This is a genomic window from Cupriavidus sp. IK-TO18, from assembly GCF_015549295.1.
In the GTDB taxonomy this organism is placed as follows: domain Bacteria; phylum Pseudomonadota; class Gammaproteobacteria; order Burkholderiales; family Burkholderiaceae; genus Cupriavidus; species Cupriavidus oxalaticus_A.
The window spans coordinates 88,505-111,424 of record NZ_JADGMP010000030.1 but is presented as its reverse complement, the minus strand read 5'-3'; the positions used below and the strand labels follow the sequence as shown (position 1 = coordinate 111,424).

Here is a 22,920-nt window from a genome sequence, read left to right as displayed (position 1 = left end):
GAGTATCAGTGCCCGTCGAAGCGGCACACCGTGAACAGCGGCAGCCCGCCGCCCTGCAGCAGCTTCGAGCCGCCCAGTTCCGGCAGGTCGACAATGGCGGCACCCTCCACTACCGTGGCGCCCAGCCGCTCCAGCAGCTTGCGCCCCGCCATCATGGTGCCGCCGGTGGCGATCAGGTCGTCGACCAGCAGCACGCGGTCGCCGGCCTTGCAGGCATCGGCATGGATCTCGACGGTCGCGCTGCCGTACTCCAGCTCGTATTCCTCGGCCACCGTCTGGAACGGCAGCTTGCCCTTCTTGCGGATCGGCACGAAGCCCAGGTTCAGCTCGTAGGCGACGATCGCGCCCAGGATAAAGCCGCGCGCGTCGATGCCGGCGACGAGGTCCAGCTCGGCGTCCATGTAGCGGTGCACGAAGACATCGATCAGCACGCGCAGCGTCTTGGGGTCCTGCAACAGCGGCGTGATGTCGCGGAACATCACGCCCGGCATGGGCCAGTCCGGCACGGTCCGGATGCGGTCGCGCAGGTAGCCGGTGACGTCGCCGAGGTCGGGGGACTGGATGATGGAATCTGCCATAGGGTCTGGAAAAAAACAGGAGCACAGGAGCACGCCTGGCGCGCCGGTGAAAGATGCCCGCGCCGGCTGCGGTAACGGGCTACCACCCGCTCCGCCGGGCCGGCCAGCACAATGGCCCTGCCGGCTGCCGCCGGACACCCGTAACCATACAGGAGACCGCGATGGCGAAGAAGATACTGATGCTGGTCGGCGACTACGCCGAAGACTACGAGACCATGGTGCCGTTCCAGGCACTGCAGATGGTCGGCCATACCGTCCACGCCGTCTGTCCCGGCAAGAAGGCAGGCGCCGCCTGCGCCACGGCGATCCACGACTTCGAGGGCGACCAGACCTACACCGAAAAGCGCGGCCACAATTTCACGCTGAATGCCAGCTTCGCCGAGATCGACCCGGCCGCGTACGACGCGCTGGTGATCCCCGGCGGCCGCGCCCCCGAATACCTGCGCCTGAACGCCCACGTGCTGGAGATCGTGCGCCACTTCGCCCAGGCGGACAAGCCGATCGCCGCGGTCTGCCACGGCGCCCAGCTGCTGGCCGCCGCCGGCGTGCTGGAAGGCAAGGGCTGCTCGGCCTACCCGGCGTGCGCGCCGGAAGTGAAGCTGGCCGGCGGCACCTATGTCGATATCCCGGTCGACCAGGCGCATACCGACGGCAAGCTGGTCACCGCGCCGGCCTGGCCCGCGCACCCGGCGTGGCTGGCGCAGTTCCTTGCGGTGCTGGGCACGCGGATCGTACATTAGAGCCTTCCGCCACGCGGCGCCGCGCCATCGCGGTGCGGCGCCGCATGCACCCGCGCGCCGCTTGCGGCGCAGCACGGAGAGCTTCGATGTGTGAGATCTTTATCCGCGCCAATCCGGCCTCGTACCAGACCCAGGCCCGGTCGCTGCGGCTGCATGGCGTGGCCACCAGCATCCGCCTGGAGAGCCTGTTCTGGGAAGTGCTGGAAGAACTGGCCACGCGCGACGGCATGACCGTCAACCAGCTGATTACACGCCTGCATGACGAGCTGACCGCCCACCGCGGTAGCGAGGCGGTAGCGGGCAACTTCTCTTCTTTCCTGCGGGTGTGCTGCCTGCGCTACCTGAAGCTGCAGGGCGAAGGTCGGATTCCGGCGGACCAGTCGGTGCCGATCCGCTCGCTGGACGCGCGCGCGGTACTGAACGACCTGCCGGAGTCCTGGGTGGAAGCGCGCCCACGGCAGGCGTTCTCCCACTGATGCGCGCCCCGCGCGGCGACTAGCCGTTCAGGATCCGCATCTCGGCGGCTTCCAATGCTTCCGGCTGGCCGCGCAGCACGACGATATCGCCCGGTTCCAGCACGGTCTCGGGCTCCGGGTCGAAGGCGCGGATGCCGCGCCGGCGCACCGCCGTTACCTCCACGCCGATCCGCTCCAGCCCGAGCATGCCCAGGCGCCGCCCGACCGCGGTGGACTGCGGCCCCAGCGACACGGAATGCAGCCGCACCGAATCGCGCTCGACCATGTCTTCTTCGTCGTCACGGCCGTGGAAGTAGCCGCGCAGCAGGCTGTAGCGCGCGTCGCGCGCCTCCTGCACGCCGCGCAGCACATGCCGCATCGGCACGCCCAGCAGCACCAGCGCGTGCGAGGCCAGCATCAGGCTGCCCTCGATGATCTCGGGCACCACCTCGGTGGCGCCGGCCTTTTGCAGGACATCCAGCTCCGAATCGTCGACGGTGCGCACGATCACCGGCAGCGCCGGCTCCAGCTCCTGCACGTGGTGCAGCACCTTGAGCGCCGACGGCGTGTTGGCGTAGGTGACGATCAGTGCCGCAGCGCGGTGGATGCCGGCGGCGATCAGCGCCTCGCGCCGGCCGGCGTCGCCGTAGACCACGGTGTCGCCGGCAGCGGCGGCTTCGCGCACGCGGTCGGGGTCCAGGTCGAGCGCGACATAAGTGATGCCCTCGCGCTCCAGCATGTGCGCCAGGTTCTGCCCGCTGCGGCCGAAGCCACAGATGATGGCGTGCTTTTCCGTCTGCAGGCTCTGCGCGGCGATGCGGGTCATGTTCAGCGACTGCATCAGCCATTCGTTGGCGGCAAAGCGCAGCACGATGGCGTCGCTGTACTGGATCAGGAACGGCGCGGCCAGCATCGACAGCAGCATCGAGGCCAGGATCACCTGGATCAGCACCGGGTCGACCAGGTTCAGGCCGTCGATCTGGTTCAGCAGCACGAAACCGAATTCGCCGGCCTGCGCCAGTCCCAGGCCGGTACGGATCGCCACCCCCTGGCGCGAGCCGAACACCCGCGCCAGCACCGCGATCAGCACCAGCTTGAACAGGATCGGTACCAGCAGCAGCGCCAGTACCAGCCACAAGTGGTCCAGCACCACGCGGATATTGAGCAGCATGCCGATGGTGACGAAGAACAGCCCCAGCAGCACGTCGCGGAACGGCTTGATGTCTTCTTCCACCTGGTGCCGGTACGGCGTCTCGGAGATCAGCATGCCGGCCATGAACGCGCCCAGCGCCATCGACAGCCCCAGCCGCTCGGTCAGCGCCGCCATGCCCAGCGTCACCAGCAGCAGGTTCAGCATGAACAGTTCCTGCGACCGGCGCGCCGCCACGATATGGAACCAGCGGCTCATCAGGCGCTGGCCGAGGAAGAAGATCGCGCCCAGCGCCACCACGATCTTGACCGTGGCCAGCCCCAGAGCCATCACCAGGTCGCCGGGATCGCGCGACAGCGCCGGGATCACGATCAGCAGCGGCACCACCGCCAGGTCCTGGAACAGCAGGATGCTGATGATGTTGCGGCCGTGCTCGCTCTCCAGCTCCATGCGCTCGGACAGCATCTTGGAGACGATCGCCGTGGACGACATCGCCAGCGCCCCGCCCAGCGCCACCGAGGCCTGCCACGACAGCGGGAACAGCCAGTTGAAGGCCCAGCTGGCGGGCACCACCGCCAGCATCGACAGCACCACCTGCGAGCCGCCCAGCCCGAACACCAGGCGCTTCATCGACCGCAGCTTGCTCAGGCTGAACTCCAGCCCGATCGAGAACATCAGGAACACCACGCCGAACTCGGCCAGGTACTTGGTCTGCGCGGTATCGCTGGCCAGCCCCAGCGCATGCGGGCCGATCAGGATGCCGACGGCCAGGTAGCCGAGCATCGGCGGCAGCTGCAGCATGCGGAAAGCGACCACGCCGAAGACGGCAGCGGCCAGCAGCACCAGGGTCAGTTCCAGCGGTGAGTGCATCAGGATGGTCGGGTGACCGGCCGGGCGCGCGCCCGACCCGGCACGGGCACCCTGCCGGGGAAACTTGGCAAGCGCGTCGATGCGGCGGGCACGCGGGGGCACATCGAGGCAGCCCCGGGCGACGTCGCATTCGTTGGTATACTTCGACGCCATGATAGCCAATTTCGATGCGGATCGAGCACTCAGGCTCGCCCGCGACACACTCCAGACCGAAGCCGAAGCGGTTTCCGCACTTTCCGGCCGCCTGACCGACGACTTTGCCCGTGCCGTGCAGATGATCCTGCAATGCAGCGGGCGCGTGGTGGTCTCCGGTATCGGCAAGTCCGGCCATATCGGGCGCAAGGTGGCGGCGACGCTCGCTTCCACCGGCACCCCCGCGTTCTTCGTGCATCCGGCCGAGGCCAGCCACGGCGACCTGGGCATGGTCACGCGCGACGACGTGCTGATCGCCTTCTCCAATTCCGGCGAAACCGGCGAGTTGCTGTCGATCATCCCGATCGTCAAGCGCATCGGCGCGCGGCTGATCTCGGTCACCGGCAACCCGGAGTCGAACCTCGCCAAGCTGGCCGACGCGCACCTCGACGCGGGCGTGGAAAAGGAAGCCTGCCCGCTCAACCTGGCGCCAACGGCAAGCACCACCGCCGCGCTGGCGCTGGGCGATGCGCTGGCGGTGGCGGTGCTGGACGCGCGCGGCTTCGGCGAAGAAGACTTCGCCCGCTCGCACCCGGGCGGCGCGCTCGGCCGCAAGCTGCTGACCCATGTGCTCGACGTCATGCGCACCGGCAACGCGGTGCCCGAAGTCCGCGAAAACACCCCGCTGGCCCAGGCGCTGATGGAAATCACGCGCAAGGGCATGGCCATGACCGCTGTGGTCGATCCCGACGGCCGTGCCATCGGCGTCTTCACCGACGGCGACCTGCGCCGCCTGCTGGAAACCCCGCGCGACTGGAAGACCGTTCCCATCGGCGAGGTCATGCACCGCAACCCGCATGTGGTCAACCAGAGCCAGCTGGCCGTCGAGGCGGTGCAGGTCATGGAAGCCAACCGCATCAACCAGTTGCTGGTGGTCGACGACGACGGGCGCCTGGTCGGTGCGCTGCATATCCACGACCTGACCCGCGCCAAGGTCATCTGAACGGGGCGCGAGAAGCACCGACAAGCACACCAACAAGCACACCATGCAGGCACTCATCGCCTCCCTCAGCGGCATCGTCATGCGCCTGCTGCCGCTGCTGCTGATGGCCTTCGTCGCCGGCAGCACCTTCTGGCTGGTGCAGATCAACTCGCCCAAGGAAAGCCAGGACACGCAGGCGACCAAGAAGCACGAGCCGGACTATTTCATGGACCGTTTTTCGGCCACGGAACTGGCGCAGGACGGCAGCACCAAGATCCGCTTCACCGGCGAACGCATGGTCCACTTCGAGGACGACCAGACCTACGAGGTCACGCGCCCCGCGCTGCGCGCCTATGAACCGGACCGTCCGCCGGTGACGGCACGGGCCGACCTTGGCCGCATGAACGCCGAAGGCTCGGTGATCGACCTGTACGGCAACGGCCATGTGCTGCGCCAGCAGGGCGCCGACGCCTCCAAGGATCCGCAGCTGACCGCCGCGTCGAGCTATTTCCAGCTGCTGGTCAATGACGACATCGTCAAGACCGACAAGCCGGTAAAGCTGACGCGCGGACCCTCGGTGATGACCGCGAACGGGCTGATCTTCAACAACGTCACCCGCGAAGTACAATTGCTCGGCAATGTACGCGGCACCATCGTCACCGGGCCGTCTCCGGGCCGTACGCCGGGACGCTGACCCGGCCCGCGCGGCCGGCCGCCGCGCAACGGCAATAACGCTGCGCGCCCTGCCTGCCCCGCAAGACCCGCATAACCCGCATAACCCGCATAACCCGGCCTAACCCGCACCACCACGCCCTCTAGCCACCGCTGCCAACATGACTGCATCCCTGACGACTTCGTCCCGCCGACACGCCGCCCCGGCCCTGCTCGCCACGGCCATGGCCATCGGCCTGCTGCTGGCCCAGCCCGCGCTGGCCGAGCGCGCGGACCGCGACAAGCCGATGGTGCTCGAGGCCGACAACGCCAGCTACGACGACGTCAAGCAGATCTATACGCTGACCGGCAACGTGGTGCTGACCAAGGGCACGATGATCCTGAAGTCGGATGCGGCCGAGCTGCGCACCGACCCCGAGGGCTACCAGTTCGCGGTGGCCACCGCCAAGGCTGGCAAGCAGGCCTATATCCGGCAGAAGCGCGAGGGCGTCGACGAATACATCGACGGCTGGGGCGACCGCATCGAATACGACGGCAAGCAGGAGCTGTCCAAGCTGATCGGCAACGCGCGCATGGCGCGCCTGCAGGGCGCCAAGATGCTCGACGAGATCCGCGGCGCGGTGCTGACCTACGACAGCCGCAAGGAGTTTTACACCGCTGCCGGCGGCAGCGACAACACCTCGGCCGCCAATCCGTCGGGCCGCGTGCGCGCGGTGCTGTCGCCGCGGCAGAACCCGAATGCGCAGGGTTCGGGCAGCGGCTCGCCGCTGGACCTGAAGCCGGCGCCCGCGCCCGCCAACAAACCCTGACGCCTCGCGGGGACCGATGCCTTGCAAGGACCGCCTCCCCGCCTGAAACGCTGAACGCCAGACTGCCAATGACCGATACCGCCACCATCGCCGAAAAGCCTTCCGTCCAAGCCACGGCCGTCCTCGAAGGCGGCAGCACGCTGGTCGTGCGCCACCTGAAGAAGCGCTATGGCTCGCGCACGGTGGTCAAGGATGTCTCGCTGGACGTGAAGAGCGGCGAAGTGGTTGGCCTGCTCGGCCCCAACGGCGCGGGCAAGACCACCTCGTTCTACATGATCGTGGGGCTGGTGAACCTGGACGAGGGCGATATCGTGCTCGACGGCGACCACATCAGCGGCCTGCCGATCCACGAACGCGCGCGCATGGGCCTGTCTTACCTGCCGCAGGAAGCATCGGTCTTCCGCAAGCTCAACGTCGAGGAAAACATCCGCGCCGTGCTCGAGCTGCAGGTGGAAAACGGCAAGCCGCTGGCCAGGGCCGAGATCGACCGCAGGCTCGACGCGCTGCTCGACGACCTGCAGATCGCGCACCTGCGCAACAACCCGGCGCTGTCGCTGTCGGGCGGCGAACGCCGCCGCGTGGAAATCGCGCGCGCGCTGGCATCGTCGCCGCGCTTCATCCTGCTGGATGAACCGTTCGCCGGCGTGGACCCGATCGCAGTGGGCGAGATCCAGCGCATCGTCAGCTTCCTGAAGGCGCGCAACATCGGCGTGCTGATCACCGACCACAACGTGCGCGAGACGCTTGGCATCTGCGACCACGCGTACATCATCAGCGAAGGCACCGTGCTTGCCGCCGGGCGGCCCGAAGAGATCATCGCCAACGAATCGGTGCGGCGCGTCTACCTGGGCGAAAACTTCCGCATGTGATGTACTGGCCTGCCCGCGGCGGCAGGCCATTGATTCTGCCTGGTTTCACCCCCATCATCTGCATGTGGGACAGCCCACTGCCGGCGTCGATCAAGCCGCGACATCGATAGCAATTTCCGTTCCAACAACGGAAAGATGCGCATAAAATAGGTCGCATGAAACCGTCGCTACAGCTCCGCCTCTCCCAGCACCTGGCACTGACGCCGCAACTGCAGCAGTCGATCAGGCTGTTGCAGCTTTCGACGCTGGAATTGCAGCAGGAAGTCGAACAGGCGCTCACGGAAAACCCCCTGCTCGAACGCGAGAACGACTGGATCGAAAGCCCGCTGCGCGTGGCCGCCGATGGCTCGGTCAACCTGCAGAGCGCGCCCGCGCCGGCACCGGCCGAACCGCAAGGCAACGGCGAGGCGCGCGCCGAGGGCGCGGGCGATGACGACAGCTACGGCGACAGCAACAGCGGCGACGACTATGGCGGCGACTGGAGCCTCGACGATTTCGCGCGCCGCCCGCAAGGCGACGAAGACGAGAAGACGCCGATGCAGCTGCGTGAGGCCGAGCCCACGCTGCGCGAATACCTGATGGAACAGCTCACGCCGCTGAAGATCTCGGTGCGCGACAAGGGCCTGGCCATCTTCCTGATCGAATCGCTCGACGACGACGGCTACCTGAGCGCGACGCTCGAAGAGATCTGCGCCGAACTGCCCGAAGAACTCGAATTCGAGATCGAGGAAGTACAAGCGATGCTGACGCTGCTGCAGAGCTTCGACCCGCCGGGCGTCGGCGCGCGCAACGCGGCCGAGTGCCTGGGCCTGCAATTGCGCCGGCTGCAGCATCCGCAGCGCGAGCTGGCGCTGAACATCGTGCATAACCACCTCGAGCTGCTGGCCGTGCGCGACTACACGCGCCTGAAAAAAGCGCTGCAGGTAGACGAGCCTGCACTCAAGGCCGCGCATGAACTGATCCGCTCGCTGGCACCCTACCCGGGCCACGCATACAGCCGCCCCGAAGCCGACTTCGTCGTGCCCGATGTGTTCGTGCGCAAGAGCGGCAGCGGCTGGATCGCGCAGCTCAATCCGGATGTGATGCCGCGGCTGCGCATCAATGACATGTACGCGCAGATCCTGCGCGGCGCCAAGGGCGAGTCGGGTACCGCAGGCCTGCAGCAGAAACTGCAGGAAGCGCGCTGGCTGATCAAGAATATCCAGCAAAGGTTCGACACGATCCTGCGTGTCTCGCAGGCCATTGTCGAGCGTCAAAAGAACTTTTTCACGCACGGCGAAATCGCCATGCGCCCCTTGGTTTTGCGGGAGATTGCCGATACACTGGGATTACACGAGTCAACCATCTCCCGGGTGACGACCAATAAATACATGGCAACGCCGATGGGTACTTTCGAACTGAAGTACTTCTTCGGCAGCCACGTGTCCACCGAGACCGGTGGCGCGGCTTCATCAACGGCCATCCGCGCCTTGATCAAGCAACTGATAGGAGCCGAAGACCCGAGGAATCCCCTTTCCGACAGTCGCATCGCCGAACTGCTGGGTGAGCAAGGCTTCGTTGTCGCACGACGCACCGTAGCCAAATATCGCGAAGCCCTGAAGATCCCCGCAGTGAATCTCCGCAAGTCTTTGTAGCCGAGCCCACCGCCTGCCTGGTGAGGCTCTTTCAGAAGGAGAAGCGCTATGAACTTCAAGATCAGTGGACACCACCTTGACATCACGCCGCCGTTGCGTGAGTACGTGGAAACGAAGCTGGAGCGAATCGTCAGGCATTTCGATCAGGTCATTGGCGTTAGCGTGCTGCTCTCTGTCGACAATCACAAGGAAAAGGACAGGCGGCAATATGCGGAAATCAATCTACATCTCAGGGGCAAGGACATCTTCGTTGAAGCGCATCATGAAGACCTGTATGCAGCGATCGACGCACTAGTCGACAAGCTGGACCGTCAGGTACTGCGCTACAAGGACCGCGTGCAAGGCCACGACCGCGAAGCGGTCAAGTACCAGATGGCCGCAGCGCAGATGCAGCAATGAGCGTGCCCGGTGGCCCCGCAGAGGGCCGCTGAATCAAAACTGAACAGGCAAGCCGCGCGTAGCGCGGCTTTTTTGCGCCTGCGGCGCTGTGGCGCCTGCGCAAAGGGCCTGTCACCCGTTTGAGACGGAGTGTTCGCAACGGCCGCGGCAGGGTGTATGCTGCGCCATACATGCAGGGCCGCATCCTGCCCGCGCCCGGTTAAGGTGCGGACGCCAACCGGGCGGCGCTGCGCTGCACAATCACAGGGAGGCTGCTGCTCTATAATGGCCGGACGCCTCGGCGTTGCCGGCGACCGGCAGCCCCTGAGCCACACACTGCCCGGCGGAACGGCGGAACCGCCCGCTAACTGAACTCCTGCGCATCGCCCATGAATCGTTTGGCCAAATTGCTGCCACCCGGCAACATCACCCTCGACGTCAGCGTCACCAGCAAGAAGCGTGTGTTCGAGCAGGCCGGGCTCCTCTTCGAGAACAACCATGGCGTGGCGCGCGCCACCGTGACGGACAACCTGTTTGCGCGCGAGTCACTGGGCTCCACCGGACTTGGCGCCGGCGTGGCGATCCCTCACGGCCGCATCAAGGGGCTCAAGCAGCCGCTGGCCGCCTTCATGCGCCTGGCCGAACCGATTCCGTTCGAATCGCCCGACGGCAAGCCGGTATCGCTGCTGATTTTCCTGCTGGTGCCGGAACAGGCCACGCAGCAGCACCTGGAAATCCTGTCCGAGATCGCGCAGCTGCTGTCGGATCGCGACATGCGCGAAGGACTGGCGACGTTGCCCACTTCCGAAGCCGTGCACCAGTTGCTGACCGAATGGCATCCCTGATTCACCGATTGACCTGAACGGGCCGGCACAGACCGGACAGGCACAGCGCCTGGCACACCGCCCCACACGTCATACCCGCATGGAACTCACCGGCGTCACCTCCCAGTCCATCTTCGACGACAACGCAGCCGACCTCAAACTCTCATGGGTCGCCGGCCTAGAAGGTGCGGACCGCGCCTTCGACGTGGAATTCGCCCGCGAAGCCACCTCGGCCGCGGACCTGGTGGGCCACCTGAACCTGATCCACCCCAACCGCATCCAGGTGCTCGGCAAGCCCGAGATCACCTACTACCAGCGGCTGGACGACGATATCCGCAAGCGCCAGATGGGCGAGCTGATCCTGCTGGAGCCGCCTTTCCTGGTGGTGGCCGACGGCATGGAGCCGCCGCCGGACCTGGAGCTGCGCTGTACGCGCTCTTCCACGCCGCTGTTCACCACGCCGGTGTCGTCGGCCGCGGTGATCGACCACCTGCGGCTGTACCTGTCGCGCATTTCCGCGCCGCGCGTGACCATGCACGGAGTGTTCCTCGACATCCTCGGCATGGGCGTGCTGATCATGGGCGAATCGGGCCTGGGCAAGAGCGAACTGGGCCTGGAACTGATTTCGCGCGGCCACGGCCTGGTGGCTGACGACGCGGTCGACTTCGTGCGGCTGGGGCCGGACTTCATCGAGGGGCGTTGCCCGCCGCTGCTGCAGAACCTGCTCGAAGTGCGCGGCCTTGGCCTGCTCGACATCAAGACCATCTTCGGCGAGACCGCGGTGCGGCGGAAGATGAAGATCAAGCTGGTGGTGCAGCTGGTGCGCCGCAACGACGGCGAGTTCGAGCGCCTGCCGCTCGATTCGCAATACCTCGACGTGCTGGGCCTGCCGATCCACATGGTCAAGATCCAGGTGGCGGCCGGCCGCAACCTCGCCGTGCTGGTCGAGGCCGCCGTGCGCAACACCATCCTGCGCCTGCGCGGCATCGACACGCTGCGCGATTTCATGGACCGCCAGCGCGCCGCGATGCAGGCCGATGCGGTCTCGCGCGGCCAGGGCCGCCTGCTCTGAGCGGGCTGATTGCCCGCGCACGCGTTTTCAATTGCTTACAACGGCGGCCTCCCCCGCCGTCAACGCCGACGTCCGGTCTGCCGTTTTGTGCTGTAATGGGCATCGAGCCCATTCCAAGGCCGCCACGAGCCCCTGACACCGTGCGGCCGTGATGTTTTCCACACCAAGGAGAGCGAGCATGAAGAAACTGATCGCGATGTGCGCGCTGGTCACCCCGCTGCTGGCATCCGTGGCCTTCGCCCAGTCGGCGTCGGCACCGGCCGCCCCGGCAAAGGACGCCGCCAAGGCGCCCACCGCGCAGCAGGAAAAGATGAAGACCTGCAATACGCAGGCCGGCGACAAGAAGGGCGACGAGCGCAAGGCGTTTATGAAGCAATGCCTGTCGGCCAAGCCGGACGCCACGCCCAAGACCCAGCAGGAAAAGATGGCTGCCTGCAGCAAGGAAGGCAAGGGCAAGAAGGGCGACGAATACAAGGCGTACATGAAGGAGTGCCTGTCGAAGTCGGCCTGAAGCAGGTCTTCTTCCGAAGCAAACCACGGCAATGGCGGACCGCAAGGTTCGCCATCGTTGTTTCCGGGTCCGCAGTCATCCCCCTGTCATGACGCGGCCATCACGTGATGCTATGCTTCAGTTGCTATGCGCATCATCCTCATCACCGGCATTTCCGGTTCCGGCAAGTCCGTCGCACTGAACGTCCTCGAAGATGCGGGGTACTACTGCGTGGACAACCTGCCGGCGCAGTTCATCCCGGAACTGGCCCGCTACCTTTCCAGCCAGGGCTATACGCACCTGGGCATTGCCACCGACATCCGCAGCCGCGAGTCGCTCGACCAGTTGCCCGATACGGTGCGCACGCTCGCCGGCGAGCACCAGGTCGAGGTGCTGTTCCTGACGGCCAGCACGGACGCGCTGGTGCAACGCTACTCCGAGACGCGCCGGCGCCATCCGCTGTCGATCCGCACCGATGGTGGCGTGGCAAGCCCCGGCGGCGAGCCCGCCTTCAACGACACCGCGCTGATGGAAGCGATCGAGATGGAGCGCGAGCTGCTGAGCCCGCTGGCCGAGGCCGCGCACCGCATCGATACCAGCAATGTGCGCACCAATACGCTGCGCAGCTGGATCAAGGAGCTGATCCGCAACGACAGCGAGCGCCTGACGCTGCTGTTCGAATCCTTCGGCTTCAAGCACGGCGTGCCCAGCGACGCCGACATGGTGTTCGACGTGCGCTCGCTGCCCAACCCCTATTACGACCTGGCGCTGCGCCCGCTGACGGGGCGCGACACGCCGGTGATCGATTTCCTGCAGGCGCAGCCGATGGTGCTGGCGATGGCCGAGGATATCCGCGCCTATGTGGAAAAGTGGCTGCCAAGTTTCATCGCCGACAACCGCAGCTACCTGACCGTCGCCATCGGCTGTACCGGCGGGCAGCATCGCTCGGTCTATATTGCGGAAAGGCTCGCCAACTATTTCCGCGCGCATGGTAATGTGCTGGTGAGACACCGAGAGCTCGCGCCGGCGGGCTGACGCCAAGCGCGCGTGCCTGGGGGCACTGGCGGCGTACGGTCCGGCGGCGCGCCGTTGCTGCATTCTGGCATCCCACTGCATCCCCTTATGCACGCTGGCACCGCATGTCTTCCACCGACCTCTACCGCCCCACCTCGTCCGCCGGGTCCGACCCCGAGCCGCAGACGCTAGACAACCTCCCGCTGTTCCCGCTGCACACCGTGCTCTTTCCCGGTGGCCGGCTGCCGTTGCGCGTGTTCGAGGCGCGCTACGTCGACATGGTGCGCAACTGCCTGCGCGACGGCACGCCGTTCGGCGCCTGCCTGATCGAGAGCGGCGAAGAAGTGGCGCGGCCAGGCAAGGCGACCGTGCCGGAGTCCGTGGGCTGCCTGGCCGAAATCGTCGATTGCAACATGGAGCAGCTGGGCGTGCTGCTGATCCGCGCGCGCGGGCGCGAGCGTTTCCAGATCATCAGCCACGAGACCCGCGACGACGGCCTGCTGGTGGCGCGTGCGCAGGTGCTGCCCGCCGACATCATCGACTGCAAGCTCGAGCTGCTGGGCGAATGCCTGGACGCGCTGCGCCGCATCGTGACGCGGCTGCATGCCGAGCAGCCCGACCGGATGCCGTTCGATGAGCCTTACCTGTGGGACGATCCCAGCTGGGTCGCCAACCGGCTGTGCGAACTGCTGCCGGTGCCGCTGAAGGCCAAGCAGATGCTGATGGCGCTGCCTGACGCGGGCATGCGCATCGAGATCGTGCACCGCTACATGCGGCAGAACCACATCGTCTGAGCGGCGCCGCGGCCGGCTTCAGAACAGGCCGCCGCGGGCCTGGTCTTCCAGCAGCCTGCGCACCGGCGCGGGCGTGCCCAGCGCATCGAGATCGTCGAGCGAGAGCCAGCGCTGTGCCGCTTCCGTGGCGCTGTCCTGCGCCATCAGCTCACCTGGCCCCACATCGACGCGAATCGCGCGGATCAACAGGCGGAAGTGCGTGAAGACGTGGGTCAGTTCGCCCGCCATCGCGGCGCGCACGGGTACGCCATAGGCGCGGGCGTAGTCGAGCGCGGCGGCTTCGGCGGCTTCCGTATCGAAGGGCACGGTGTCGACCGGCATCTCGGGCAGGCTCCACAGGCCGCCCCAGATGCCGCTGCCGGGGCGCAGCCGCAACAGCACTTCACGCTCGCGCCGCACCATCAGCATCACCGTGCTGCGCTCGGGGATCGCGGCGCGCGGCTTTGGCGTGGGCAGCACGCCGGTCAACCCTTCGCGGCGCGCCACGCAGTCGGCGGACAGCGGGCACGCGCCGGCATCGGCCAGGCATGCCGGCTTGCCGCGCGAGCAAACCGTCGCGCCGAGGTCCATCAGCCCTTGCGTATAGGCGACCATGTCTTCGGCCTGGCGCGTGCCCGCTGCGGGCAGCGCGATCTCGGCCAGCTGCCACATGCGCGTTTCCACCGCGCGCTCGCCCGGGTGGCCATGGATGCCGAAGCAGCGCGCAAACACGCGCTTGACGTTGCCGTCGAGAATCGGCGAGCGTACGCCGGCGCTGAAGGCAGCGATCGCCGCCGCGGTCGAGCGGCCGATGCCGGGCAGCGTCGCCAGTACCGCGGGATCGGTCGGGAAAACGCCGCCGTGCTCGCTGACCACCTGCATGGCGCAGCGGTGCAGGTTGCGCGCGCGCGAGTAGTAGCCAAGGCCGGCCCAAAGGGCCATCACCTGGTCCGCGGGCGCGGCGGCCAGTGCCTGCACCGTCGGCAATGTAGCGACAAAGCGCTGGAAATACTCGATCACCGCGCTGACCTGGGTCTGCTGCAGCATGATTTCCGACAGCCAGATGCGGTAGGCGTCGCGCGTGTTCTGCCACGGCAGGTCGTGCCGGCCGTGGCAGCGTTGCCAGTTGACGACCCGTGCGCCGAAATCGGGGGGCACCTGGATGTCGTCGGGGATGGGTGCGGTGGCTCGGGGGGCGGACTTGCGGGGCATGGGGTACGGCTTGTGGTGTGGGGCTGGTGTTGGGCCAGCAGCGTGCGAACGTGTCAAAAAAAGCGCCGCTGTACGCGGCGCTACATGATATACCGGCCCTGAAATACGCCTACCGCCAGCCGCTTCCCGTCACGCCACCGCCAGGCTCGCCTGCTCCGCCACGCCCGCCGGCCGCAGCAGGCGTTGCGCAAACCCCTCGATCTTGCCGCTGCGCTCATCCAGCCCGTTCAGCACCTCCTCGAGCTCCGCGATACGGCTTTCCAGCGTATCGGTCGCTTCGTGGATGCGCTCGATCGAATCGACGCGCCGGCGCAACTGCTTCTGGTGCTCGCGCACCTGCGCCTCGAGCGGCGTCATCACCGATTTGAGCCACACCTCGATATCGCGATTCAGGTCGCGGAAGTTCTCCAGCACGCGGCTGGCCATGGTGCTGAATGCGTTCTGCACCAGTTGCGGCCGCGAGCGCGTCAGCATGCTGACCGTGCCGAAGTGCGCATGCACCAGCCGCAGCGTTACCTGCAGCTCGGCCACGTAGCGCTCGGCGGTGAACTGCATCGGCGTGGGCAGCGTGAAGCCATGCTCGGCATTGAAGCGCCGGTACATGCTTTCGATCAGCTGGTGCAACTGCCCGATCTTGTTGTCGGCATCGGTCACCAGCGCGGTGAGCTGGGCGAACAGCGCATCCATGTCCTCGCGCAGGCCGCGCGAGAAGAAGCGCTCCTTCATCTGCTCGCGCGCGGTCCGCATGGTCCGGCGCACGTCGCGCAGCTGCAGGCTCTTGATGATGTCGGCGCTGTGGCGGCCGAACACCAGCCGCAGAGCCTGGAACTTGCTGATGCTCTGCTCGAACTCTTCCTTCTCGCCCTGCACGCGCATCAGCATGTGCTTGACCATCGCGTGGTTCTTGCCGCGCAGCCCGCGCAGCTCGAACAGTTGCTCGACGATATCGCGGCGGCGGCTCTGCAGCAGCTGCTGCGCGGCCCGCGCCATGTCCTGCGCCTGGCGGTGGACCTGATCGGAGACGATGTCGCGCCGCCGCGGGATCAGCTGGTCGGACAGCACATGCTCGAACTCCGGCAAGCCGCTGCGCGCCAGCAGCGCGTCGTCGTGCGTGACCTTTGCCACCAGGCCCTTCTGTGCCGACACGGGATAGACACGCGCCTGCTCGATGCCCAGCACCTGCGCCGTGCTCGAGACCTGCCGCCCGATCTCGCCGGCGATCTCGGCCGGCTGGCGCAGCGGGTCCCACAGCCCGTCGATCTTGTTGAGCACGGCCAGGCAGCCGCGCCGGTGGCCGGCGTCCACGTGGGTGCGCCACAGTTCCAGGTCGCTCTTGGTCACGCCGGCATCGGCGGCCAGCACGAACACCACCACGTGCGCGTCAGGGATCAGGCGCAGCGTCAGCTCGGGCTCGGTGCCGATCGCGTTCAGCCCCGGCGTGTCCAGGATGACCAGCCCCTGGCGCAGCAGCGGATGCGGGAAATTGATCACCGCATGGCGCCAGCGGGATATCTCGACCATGCCCTCGGCATCGACCGCGTAGGCGGCGTCGGGGTCGCTCTCATGGTAGAGGCCCAGCGCCTCGGCTTGCTGCGGCGGCACGCGCACGGTCTGGACCACGTGCTGGAAGGCTTCGAGCATACCCTCGGGCGAGGACGGATCCAGCGGCACCGTATGCCAGTGTGCCGACGGGCCGGCCTCGAGAAAATCCGCGGTCGAAGCGTCCTGGAGCCTGGTCTCGATCGGCAGCAGCCGGATGCAAGGCGGCTCGGCCTCGTCGTAGCGCAGCTCGGTCGGGCACATCGTGGTGCGGCCCGCCGACGACGGCAGGATGCGGCGCCCGTAGTCGGCGAAGAAGATCGCATTGATCAGTTCGCTCTTGCCGCGCGAGAACTCCGCAATGAAGGCGACCTTGAGCCGGTCGCTGCGCAGCACGTTCTGGATGCGCTGCACGCGGTCGTCGGCCTGCGCGTCGTACAGGTCGTGCTGCTGCAGCCACGACTGGAATTCGGCCAGGGACTGGAGGACCCCCGTTCTCCAGGCGCCGTATTGTTCGAATTGGTGGGCGAGCGTTGTCATGGAGCTGTTCGGCTGACTCGGTTTTTGCCTCGGGGCCGCCGCCGGCGGAGGCGTGCCCGTGTTCCCGCACTGCCGGCCCGCCGCGACCCGGGCGAGCCAATCTGTTCCATTTTTGTAACTTTTTATAACTGCGCACACGATACAGGTTTCCACGGCGGTTTTGTGGAATTCGCGTCCCTTGTGAATGGCGTGCGGGCAGAGTGTTGCGCCGAGCCATCGACAATCGCCGCCGGCGCGCATTGTGCGCCACACGGCGCATCGTAATGGCGGCCACCGGTCAGTGCCGGCTCAGTGCTGGCTCAGTGCTGGCAGTTGGGGCAGTAGAAGGTGGAACGCTGGCCCTGCACGATCTGGCGCACGGGCGTGGCGCAGACCCGGCACGGCTGGCCGGCCCGGTCGTAGACAAAGCAATCGAGCTGGAAGTAGCCGCTGGCGCCGTCGCTGCCGACGAAATCGCGCAGCGTGCTGCCGCCGCGCTCGATCGCCTGCGCCAGGGTCTCGCGCACGGCCTGCGCCAGCCGGTCGCAACGCGCACGGCTGAGGCGGCCAGCCGGCGTGGTCGGGCGGATGCCGGCGCGGAACAGGCTTTCCGAAGCGTAGATGTTGCCGACCCCGACGACGATGCCGCCGGCCAGCAACACCGTCTTGATGGCGGCACTGCGGCCGCGCGTGTGGCGGTGCAGCCAGGCGCCGTCGAAGGCAGCATCGAAGGGCTCGATGCCGAGCGTGCGCAGCAGCGGGTGGGATGGCAGTTCGTGCTCGGGCAGCGTGGTCCACAGCACCGCGCCGAAGCGGCGCGGATCGCGAAAGCGCAGCACCAGCCGGCCCCCGGCGCCCTCCGCCGCCACTACACCCTCTGCACCAGCGGCCAGCACCATGTCCAGGTGGTCGTGGGCGCCGGGTGGCGGCGCCTGCGGCAACACCCTGAGCGTGCCGGTCATGCCGAGATGCACCAGCAGCCAGCCGGCCGGTTCGGCGGGATCGTCGCTGACACACTCGAGCAGCAGGTATTTGCCGCGGCGTTCGATCCGGCGCACCACGCGCTGCGCCAGGCGGGCTTCGAGGTCCGGCTCGACCGGCCAGCGCAACCCGCGGTGGCGCACCGTCACCGCTTCAATGCGCCGTCCCACCACATGCGGCAGCAAGCCGCGCCGGGTCACTTCGACCTCGGGCAATTCAGGCATCGAACCTCTCCGTTGGTTAGCGCTCCAAACTCCTGCCGGCCTTGCTGGCCATGGGCCGGCGCGCCAAGCAGCGCATTGTAGCGGCAGGCTACAATGCCTTTATCCATTCCTTCGCCAGCGCGCGCCCGGAGCACTCGATACATGTCGGACCTGAAGTTGGACCTGACGCCGGACCTGATGCCGGACGCCACATTGCAAGCCTCCCAGTGCGGCATCCCCGTGCACGAGGGCGCATTTTCGCCCACGGCGGGCGCCGCGGGAGCCTTTGCCAGAACCCGCCGCCACGCACGTGCGCTGGGCGCCGCGGCACTGCTCGCGCTGGCCGGCGCCGCGCATGCGGCACCTCCGGCCGGCGACGTGCCGCTGCCGCAGCTTGCGCAGATGCCGCAGCTTGCGCAGATGCAGATCGCCGCCTCCGATGACGCGCGCCCCGCCAGCAGCACCGCCAAGCCGGCACGCAGCCCGCTGCCGTCGCTGGAACTGACCGACGACATCGTCTATATGGTGCTGGCGGCCGAGATTTCCATGCAGCGCGGCCTGGTCGGGCCGGCCTACCGCACCTACCTCGAACTGGCGCGGCAGACCCGCGACCCGCGCTTCGCGCAGCGCGCCACCGAGATCGCCTTCAACGCGCGCATCCCGCAGCAGGCGTTGGATGCGGCCCGGCTGTGGCGTGAAATCTCGCCCAATTCGCCCGCCGCCGCGCAGGTCCTGTCGACGCTGCTGGTGCTGAACGGACGCTGGGACGATGCCCGCCCGCTGCTGCAGCAGCAGCTCGCCGCCGTACCCGCCAGCCACCGCGGCGACGCCATCCTGCAGATGCAGCAGCAGCTGTCGCGCACCAGCGATCCCGCCGGCGCGGCCACGTTGCTGCAGGAACTGACGCGCAACGATACGAAACTGCCGGAAACCCACCTGGCGCTGGCGCGCGCGCGCGAAATCGCCGGCGACGTGCCGGGCGCGATCGCCGCGCTGGACCAGGCACTGAAGCTGCGCCCGGGCTTTGAGGCCGCCGCGCTGATGGCCGCCGAGCTGCGCGCCGAAAAGGAGCCCGACGAAGCCGTCGCCATCCTGAAGCGCTTCCTTGACAAGTCGCCCGAATCGGTCAACGGCCATATCACGCTGGCGCGCCTGTACCTGCTGCGCAACGACATGCAGGCGGCACGGCAGGAGTTCGAGACCTTGCGCAAGGTGGCGCCCGCCGATCCGCGCGTGCCACTGGCGCTGGGGCTCACGAGCCTGCAGGCCAAGAACTACAGCGAAGCCGAGCAATACCTGCAGGAGTACCTGCAGCTGGTCGAGAAGCAACCCACGGCCAATCCCGACATCGCCTACCAGTACCTTGCGCAGATTGCCGAGGAACGTAAGGACTATGCCGGCGCGATCCAGTGGCTGGACCGCATCGAGGACATCCGCCTGGCGCCCGCGGCCACCGCCAAGCGCGCGCAGCTGCTGGCACGCCTGGGCAAGCTCGACGATGCGCAGGCACTGTTCGGCGAGATGCTTGCCGATGCCGAGGAAATCCCCGACCCGGGCCAGCGCGCGCAGCGCGTCATGGCGATCCGCCAGGCCGAGGTGGCCACGCTGATGGAGACCAAGGCTTACGACCGAGCACGCAAGCTGCTCGACGACCGCGTCGCCGCCGAGCCCGACAACGCCGACTGGATCTACGAGCTGGCCATGCTCGACGAGCGCCAGAAGCGCTACGACAGCATGGAAAAGGGCCTGCGCCGCGTGATCGCGCTGCAGCCGCAGCAGAAGCAGGGCTACAACGCGCTCGGCTACTCGCTCGCCGACCGCAACGAACGCCTGCCCGAAGCGCGCAGCCTGCTGGAACGCGCCTCCGAGCTGGGCCCGGACGATCCCTACATCATGGACAGCCTGGCCTGGGTCAAATTCCGCATGGGCGAGCTGCGCCCCGCAGCGGACCTGCTGCGCAACGCCTACTCCAAGGCGCCCGAGGCCGAGATCGGCGCGCACCTGGGCGAGGTGCTGTGGCAGCTCGGCGAGCACGAGGAAGCGCGCAAGACCTGGACCGAGGCCATGCGCATCGATCCCGAGAACGAAACCCTGGTCGATACGCTGCGCAGGTACAAGTTCGACGTGCAGCTGGCCAAGTAACCAACCTCCTGATCCCGTGCCCCCGCTTGCCGCGCGCTTGCGTTGCCAGGCGCGGCACGGGATTTCCGTCAGTCCGGCGGCCGCCGCCGCGCGCCGCCGCTCCACGACCATGCCCATGAATCGAACCAGACGCCTGGCACTGCTTTGCCTGGGCGCCCCATTGCTGCTGCAGGCGTGCGCCAGCGTGGCACCGTCGCGCGGCTTCGATGCCGGCGAATCCAGCGCAAGCCGGCAATACACCGGCCGCTTCTCGGCCAACTACCAGCGCTACGGCCGCGACGAAGGCGTGACCGGCAGCTTCCGCTGGGAAGAGCAAGGCCGCAACGTGCGGCTCGACCTGGTCTCGCCGCTGGGCCAGACGCTGGCAGTGGTCACCGCCACGCCGTCCGGCGCCACGCTGGACCTGCCCAACCAGCCGCCGCGCAACGCGCCCGAGGTCGACACGCTGATGGAAGACGCGCTCGGCTTCGCGCTGCCGGTGGCCGGCATGCGCGACTGGCTGCATGGCCGCGCCGCGCAGGGATCGCCCGCGCGCGCCACGCGCGACGAGCAGGGGCGCCTGTCGACGCTGGCGCAGAACGGCTGGACCGTGCGCTACGTCGCGTGGCAGGACACGCAGCCCGCAAGCACCGCCGCGGCGCTGCCGCGCCGCATCGACCTCGCGCGCGACTCCGGCAGCAATCCGCTGTCGGTGCGGCTCGTCATCGATCCCCAGACGCCATGACCCCTGACCGGACCCCGGCACTGCCGCCACCCGAACTGCGCGACTGTCCCGCGCCCGCGAAACTCAACCTGTTCCTGCACGTGACCGGGCGCCGCGCCGACGGCTACCACACGCTACAGACCGTGTTCCAGCTGGTCGACTGGAGCGACACGCTGCATTTCCGCCGGCGCGACGATGGCATCGTGGCGCGCATCACCGACGTGCCCGGCGTGCCCGCCGACAGCGACCTGGTCGTGCGCGCCGCGCGCGCGTTGCAGGCTGCCACGGGCACCCCCTTCGGCGCCGACATCGAGATCGACAAGGTGCTGCCGATGGGCGGCGGCATCGGCGGCGGCTCGTCGGATGCCGCGACCACGCTGCTGGCGCTGAACCACCTCTGGGGCCTGGGCCTGTCGCGCGAGGAGCTGATGCGCATCGGCCTGGCGCTGGGTGCGGACGTGCCGGTGTTTGTGTTCGGCCAGAACGCATTCGCCGAGGGCGTGGGCGAGCAGCTGACCGCGGTGGCGCTGCCCGAAAGCTGGTTCGTGGTCATCCATCCGAAACAGCATGTGCCGACGTCTGAAATTTTTTCGGACCAGCGCTTGACAAGGGATACGCCCATCTCCATAATTGCGGTCTTCGCTGCTCGCACAAACAAATTCGATTTCGGTCGCAACGACCTGGAACCGATAGCAACAGCGAAGTTCGGCGAAGTCGCCCGAGCCCTGGAATGGCTGAAGCAATACAATCAGCATGCCAGGATGACCGGATCCGGAGCCTGCGTGTTTGCGCGTTTTCCTGACGCAAAGACAGCGCAGCAGGTTTTGGAAAGGTTGCCTCCCGAATGGGATGGCAGGTGTGTGAGGAGTCTGGCACATCACCCGCTCGCAGCGCTCGCATAGCAAGTTATCGTTCGGCGCGGTACGGTAGTTTGGTACCACGAAGAACGGCCCGGTTGTGTAGGGGAGTCGCCAAGTTGGTCAAGGCACCGGATTTTGATTCCGGCATTCGAAGGTTCGAATCCTTCTTCCCCTGCCATTACTTCCTATAGTGTCCTAACGGAACACGATATCTTCCAAGTCACCGGCTTCGCCGGTGACACCAAGCTCCCCCAGCAGCAAGACAGGTGCCCCGAATGAGCAGCGACGGCTTGATGGTATTTACCGGCAACGCCAACCCCAAACTCGCGGAGGCTGTCGTACAGCACCTCGGCATTCCGCTAGGCAAGGCCCAGGTTGGCCGTTTCTCCGACGGTGAAGTCCAGGTTGAAATCCAGGAAAACGTTCGCGGCAAGCACGTCATCGTGCTGCAGTCCACCTGCGCGCCGACCAACGACAACCTGATGGAACTGATGGTGATGGTCGACGCGCTCAAGCGCGCCTCGGCACGCAGCATCACCGCCGCCATGCCCTACTTCGGCTATGCCCGCCAGGACCGCCGCCCGCGTTCGGCGCGCGTGGCAATCTCGGCCAAGGTCGTGGCCAACATGCTGGAAGTCGCCGGCGTCGAGCGCGTGCTGACGATGGACCTGCATGCCGACCAGATCCAGGGCTTCTTCGATATTCCCGTCGACAACATCTACGCATCGCCGGTACTGCTGGGCGACCTGCGCGAGAAGAACTACGGCGACCTGCTGGTGGTCTCGCCTGACGTCGGCGGCGTGGTCCGTGCGCGTGCGCTGGCCAAGGAACTGAACTGCGACCTGGCGATCATCGACAAGCGCCGTCCCAAGGCCAACGTGGCCGAGGTGATGAACATCATCGGTGAAGTCGAAGGCCGCAACTGCGTCATCATGGATGACATGATCGACACCGGCGGCACGCTGTGCAAGGCCGCCCAGGTGTTGAAGGAACGTGGCGCGCTGAAGGTGTTTGCGTACTGTACGCACCCGGTGCTGTCCGGCGGCGCCGCTGCCCGCATCGCCGATTCGTCGCTGGACGAAGTGGTGGTGTGCGACACCATCCCGCTGTCGGAAGAAGCGGCCAAGTGCGGCAAGATCCGCCAGCTCTCGACCGCCCCGCTGCTGGCCGAGACCTTTACCCGCATCGTCAAGGGCGACTCGATCATGTCGCTGTTTGCGGGTTCCTGATAGAATTTAATGCTTTGCTGCGTTGGCAGCCGTTTTGCGGCGGCCAGCGTGACTTGATCGGCGCTGATTCTGTTTTTCACGCCGCAACGA

At 67.0% G+C, this 22,920-nt stretch carries 22 protein-coding genes and 1 tRNA gene; 18 read left to right on the top strand and 5 right to left on the bottom strand.

The genetic code is table 11. The annotated features are described in order from the left end of the window. Nucleotides 1-5: 5 nt before the first annotated feature. Nucleotides 6-578, bottom strand: a complete 573-nt coding sequence (locus IPF36_RS23135; RefSeq protein ID WP_133093647.1) for an adenine phosphoribosyltransferase — start codon at nucleotides 576-578, stop codon at nucleotides 6-8. 161 nt (nucleotides 579-739) lie between these two features. On the opposite strand from IPF36_RS23135, the gene IPF36_RS23130 reads away from it, so the two are divergent. Together IPF36_RS23130 and IPF36_RS23125 are read left to right on the top strand one after the other, a co-directional pair. After that, entirely contained in the window at nucleotides 740-1,318 is a 579-nt protein-coding gene (locus IPF36_RS23130) for a DJ-1/PfpI family protein (protein WP_195430521.1), read from the top strand. Between the two features lie 86 nt (nucleotides 1,319-1,404). Next, complete coding sequence (locus tag IPF36_RS23125; RefSeq protein WP_133093646.1) at nucleotides 1,405-1,794, top strand: ribbon-helix-helix domain-containing protein; 390 nt, start codon at nucleotides 1,405-1,407, stop codon at nucleotides 1,792-1,794. 19 nt (nucleotides 1,795-1,813) lie between these two features. On the opposite strand, the gene IPF36_RS23120 is transcribed toward IPF36_RS23125, so the two are convergent. After that, entirely contained in the window at nucleotides 1,814-3,793 is a 1,980-nt protein-coding gene (locus tag IPF36_RS23120) for a monovalent cation:proton antiporter family protein (protein ID WP_133094198.1), read from the bottom strand. Between the two features lie 151 nt (nucleotides 3,794-3,944). Here IPF36_RS23120 and IPF36_RS23115 point away from each other — a divergent pair, with 151 nt between their 5' ends. From IPF36_RS23115 to IPF36_RS23065, 11 genes are all read left to right on the top strand, one after another. After that, complete coding sequence (locus IPF36_RS23115) at nucleotides 3,945-4,928, top strand: SIS domain-containing protein (RefSeq protein WP_135704366.1); 984 nt, start codon at nucleotides 3,945-3,947, stop codon at nucleotides 4,926-4,928. A gap of 43 nt (nucleotides 4,929-4,971) precedes the next feature. Then, entirely contained in the window at nucleotides 4,972-5,601 is a 630-nt protein-coding gene (gene lptC / locus IPF36_RS23110) for an LPS export ABC transporter periplasmic protein LptC (protein ID WP_135704364.1), read from the top strand. 139 nt (nucleotides 5,602-5,740) lie between these two features. Then, entirely contained in the window at nucleotides 5,741-6,388 is a 648-nt protein-coding gene (gene lptA, locus IPF36_RS23105; protein ID WP_133093643.1) for a lipopolysaccharide transport periplasmic protein LptA, read from the top strand. 68 nt (nucleotides 6,389-6,456) lie between these two features. Next, nucleotides 6,457-7,257, top strand: a complete 801-nt coding sequence (lptB, locus tag IPF36_RS23100) for an LPS export ABC transporter ATP-binding protein (RefSeq protein ID WP_133093642.1) — start codon at nucleotides 6,457-6,459, stop codon at nucleotides 7,255-7,257. A gap of 155 nt (nucleotides 7,258-7,412) precedes the next feature. Then, nucleotides 7,413-8,891 carry an RNA polymerase factor sigma-54 gene (locus IPF36_RS23095; RefSeq protein ID WP_133093641.1) on the top strand — a complete coding sequence of 493 codons (1,479 nt, stop codon included), beginning with the start codon at nucleotides 7,413-7,415 and terminating at the stop codon, nucleotides 8,889-8,891. 48 nt (nucleotides 8,892-8,939) lie between these two features. Continuing rightward, nucleotides 8,940-9,290 carry a ribosome-associated translation inhibitor RaiA gene (raiA, locus tag IPF36_RS23090; RefSeq protein WP_029046778.1) on the top strand — a complete coding sequence of 117 codons (351 nt, stop codon included), beginning with the start codon at nucleotides 8,940-8,942 and terminating at the stop codon, nucleotides 9,288-9,290. A 368-nt stretch (nucleotides 9,291-9,658) separates the two neighbouring features. Beyond that, nucleotides 9,659-10,114, top strand: a complete 456-nt coding sequence (gene ptsN, locus IPF36_RS23085; protein WP_029046777.1) for a PTS IIA-like nitrogen regulatory protein PtsN — start codon at nucleotides 9,659-9,661, stop codon at nucleotides 10,112-10,114. A gap of 79 nt (nucleotides 10,115-10,193) precedes the next feature. Then, nucleotides 10,194-11,165: an HPr(Ser) kinase/phosphatase gene (hprK, locus tag IPF36_RS23080; protein ID WP_063236682.1), complete on the top strand. Its 972-nt coding sequence runs from the start codon at nucleotides 10,194-10,196 to the stop codon at nucleotides 11,163-11,165. Nucleotides 11,166-11,343: 178 nt separating this feature from the next. Beyond that, entirely contained in the window at nucleotides 11,344-11,676 is a 333-nt protein-coding gene (locus tag IPF36_RS23075; RefSeq protein WP_133093640.1) for a PsiF family protein, read from the top strand. A gap of 126 nt (nucleotides 11,677-11,802) precedes the next feature. After that, nucleotides 11,803-12,690: an RNase adapter RapZ gene (gene rapZ, locus IPF36_RS23070; protein WP_135704362.1), complete on the top strand. Its 888-nt coding sequence runs from the start codon at nucleotides 11,803-11,805 to the stop codon at nucleotides 12,688-12,690. Nucleotides 12,691-12,794: 104 nt separating this feature from the next. Further along, a complete protein-coding gene (locus tag IPF36_RS23065; RefSeq protein ID WP_133093638.1) occupies nucleotides 12,795-13,463 on the top strand; it encodes an LON peptidase substrate-binding domain-containing protein in 669 nt (222 codons plus the stop codon). An 18-nt stretch (nucleotides 13,464-13,481) separates the two neighbouring features. Here the strand turns inward: IPF36_RS23065 and mutY are convergent, their stop codons facing one another. The 3 genes from mutY to mutM all read right to left on the bottom strand — a co-directional run bounded on the left by mutY (nucleotide 13,482) and on the right by mutM (nucleotide 17,917). Continuing rightward, nucleotides 13,482-14,654, bottom strand: a complete 1,173-nt coding sequence (gene mutY, locus IPF36_RS23060; protein WP_195430519.1) for an A/G-specific adenine glycosylase — start codon at nucleotides 14,652-14,654, stop codon at nucleotides 13,482-13,484. Nucleotides 14,655-14,783: 129 nt separating this feature from the next. Further along, on the bottom strand, nucleotides 14,784-16,733 hold the full coding sequence (locus tag IPF36_RS23055; protein ID WP_195430517.1) for a dynamin family protein: 1,950 nt from the start codon (nucleotides 16,731-16,733) through the stop codon (nucleotides 14,784-14,786). 299 nt (nucleotides 16,734-17,032) lie between these two features. Beyond that, entirely contained in the window at nucleotides 17,033-17,917 is an 885-nt protein-coding gene (gene mutM, locus IPF36_RS23050; protein ID WP_133093635.1) for a bifunctional DNA-formamidopyrimidine glycosylase/DNA-(apurinic or apyrimidinic site) lyase, read from the bottom strand. Nucleotides 17,918-18,058: 141 nt separating this feature from the next. Here mutM and IPF36_RS23045 point away from each other — a divergent pair, with 141 nt between their 5' ends. From IPF36_RS23045 to IPF36_RS23025, 5 genes are all read left to right on the top strand, one after another. Further along, a complete protein-coding gene (locus tag IPF36_RS23045; protein WP_255519880.1) occupies nucleotides 18,059-20,038 on the top strand; it encodes a tetratricopeptide repeat protein in 1,980 nt (659 codons plus the stop codon). 115 nt (nucleotides 20,039-20,153) lie between these two features. Further along, complete coding sequence (gene lolB / locus IPF36_RS23040; RefSeq protein WP_133093633.1) at nucleotides 20,154-20,762, top strand: lipoprotein insertase outer membrane protein LolB; 609 nt, start codon at nucleotides 20,154-20,156, stop codon at nucleotides 20,760-20,762. Further along, the gene (gene ispE / locus IPF36_RS23035; protein WP_195430515.1) at nucleotides 20,759-21,643 is read left to right on the top strand and encodes a 4-(cytidine 5'-diphospho)-2-C-methyl-D-erythritol kinase; all 885 of its coding nucleotides are present in this window, start codon (nucleotides 20,759-20,761) and stop codon (nucleotides 21,641-21,643) included. Before lolB ends, ispE begins: the two co-directional genes overlap by 4 nt. A gap of 59 nt (nucleotides 21,644-21,702) precedes the next feature. After that, nucleotides 21,703-21,779: transfer RNA gene (locus tag IPF36_RS23030), tRNA-Gln, on the top strand. A gap of 97 nt (nucleotides 21,780-21,876) precedes the next feature. Further along, nucleotides 21,877-22,830 carry a ribose-phosphate pyrophosphokinase gene (locus tag IPF36_RS23025; protein WP_133093631.1) on the top strand — a complete coding sequence of 318 codons (954 nt, stop codon included), beginning with the start codon at nucleotides 21,877-21,879 and terminating at the stop codon, nucleotides 22,828-22,830. The last annotated feature ends 90 nt before the right edge of the window (nucleotides 22,831-22,920 follow it).